The following is a 2,203-nucleotide window of genomic DNA, read 5'->3' as shown; positions in this document are numbered from 1 at the left end:
GCCCCGGCCAGCTCACCCGCCCCTTCGGGACCCTCCCGGTGGACCCGCTGGAGGGCGCCCGCGCGCTGGCCGAGCTCCAGCGGCGCGTGATGGCCAACAACCGGTTCGGTATCCCCGCCCAGGCGCACGACGAGTGCCTGACCGGCTTCACCGCCTGGCAGGCCGCCATCCTGCCGACCCCTCTGGCCTGGGGCGCCACCTTCGACCCCGAGCTGCTGGAGCGGGCCGCCGCGATGATCGGCGAGTCCATGCGCGCGGTCGGCATCCACCAGGGCCTGTCCCCCGTCCTGGACGTGGTGCGCGACCCCCGGTGGGGGCGCACCGAGGAGTCCATCGGCGAGGACCCGCAGCTGGTCGCCGAGCTGGCCACCGCCTATGTGCGCGGCCTGGAGTCGTCCGGGATCGTGGCCACCCTCAAGCACTTCGCCGGCTACTCCGCCTCCCGGGCCGGGCGCAACCACGCCCCGGTGTCCATGGGGCCGCGCGAGATGGCCGACGTCATCCTGCCGCCCTTCGAGCTGGCGCTGCGCGAGGGCGGTGCCCGGTCGGTGATGCACGCCTACACCGACACCGACGGCGTGCCCTCCGCCGGTGACCCGGAGTTGCTCACCGAACTGCTCCGCGAGCGCTGGGGCTTCACCGGCACGGTCGTCGCCGACTACTTCGGCATCTCCTTCCTGGAGCTCTCCCACCGGGTGGCCGACGGCCCCGGGACGGCAGCGGCGCTGGCCCTGGAGGCCGGCGTGGACGTGGAGCTGCCGGTCCTGCGCTGCTACGGCGAACCGCTGATCGACGCGGTGCGCTCCGGTGCGGTGCCGGAGGAACTGGTGAACCGCGCGGTGCTGCGGGTGCTGATCCAGAAGTGTGAACTGGGGCTGCTGGACCCCGACTGGGACCCGACCGCGCCCGCCCTGCGCCCCGGCGCCCCGGCCTCGCTGGTCACCCCGGACGGACCGGGCGACGGCTCCCCCGACGGACGCGGTCCGCGGATCGACCTGGACCCGCCGGCCCTGCGGGACGTCGCCCGCCGGCTGGCCGAGGAGTCCGTGATCCTGCTGGCCAACGACGGAACCCTCCCGTTGCGGGCGGGGCTGCGGATCGGGGTCACCGGGCCGTTCGCCGAGGAGTCCGCCGCCATGTTGGGCTGCTACACCTTCCCCCGGCACGTGGGCGTGGAGCACCCCGAACTGCCCCTGGGTGTGGAGCTGCCGAGCCTGCTGGAGTCGCTGCGCGCGGAACTGCCGCACGCGACCATCGACCACCACCCCGACCCCGGCACCGCCGCCGCGCTCTCCCTCCCGACGGCCGACGGCGCCCGCCCGGACGTGTGGGTGGTGGCGCTGGGCGACCGCTCGGGACTCTTCGGCCGGGGCACCTCCGGCGAGGGTTGCGACGCCGCCGACCTCGACCTGCCCGAGGGTCAGGGCGCGATCCTGGACGCCCTGGTGGACACCGGTGTCCCCGTCGTGGCGGTACTGCTGACCGGGCGCCCCTACGCGCTGGGGCGCTGGTCCGACCGACTGGCCGGGATCGTCCAGGCGTTCTTCCCCGGCGAGGAGGGCGGGCCGGCCGTCGCCGGCGTGCTCTCCGGTCGGGTCAACCCCTCCGGTCGGCTGCCGGTCGGGGTGCCGCGCCACGCCGGCGGCCAGCCGACGACGTATCTGGCCCCGCCGCTGGGTCGGCACAACGACGCCAGCTCGCTGGACCCGGGCGCGCTGTTCCCCTTCGGCCACGGCCTGCACTACACCTCCTTCGCCTGGGAGGACCCGACCATCGACACCCCGACGCTGCCCACCGACGGGCGGGGCGCGAACGGCACCGGGGAGGCCGTCGCCCGGGTGTCGGTGACGGTGCGCAACACCGGTGACCGGGCGGGGACCGAGATCGTGCAGCTGTACCTGCACGACCCGGTGGCCCGGATCGTGCGCCCGGTGCAGCGGCTGATCGGGTGGGCCCGGGTGTCCCTGGAGGCCGGCGCCTCCGCCCGGGTGACCCTGACCGTCCACCCGGACCTGGCCTCCTACACCCTGCGGCCGGGCCGCCGGATCGTGGAGCCCGGCGCCCTGGAGCTGCGGCTGGCGGCGTCCTCCGAGGACGTGCGGCACTCCCTGGCCCTGGAGTTGACCGGTGACGAGCACACCACCGGTCCGGATCGGCGGATGACCTGCCCGACGCTGGTGGAACCCCTGCCGGCCCTCCCCTC

At 75.4% G+C, this 2,203-nt stretch carries 1 protein-coding gene; it reads left to right on the top strand.

The window, feature by feature from the left end:
* Positions 1-2,203, top strand: a 2,203-nt coding sequence (locus tag FNQ90_RS20405) for a glycoside hydrolase family 3 N-terminal domain-containing protein (protein ID WP_182607694.1), incomplete at both ends; no start/stop codon positions are given.

Source organism: Streptomyces alkaliphilus (genome assembly GCF_014141535.1).
GTDB lineage: Bacteria > Actinomycetota > Actinomycetes > Streptomycetales > Streptomycetaceae > Streptomyces > Streptomyces alkaliphilus.
The sequence above is the reverse complement of the archived record's forward strand: the minus strand, read 5'-3'. Positions and strand labels throughout refer to the sequence as shown.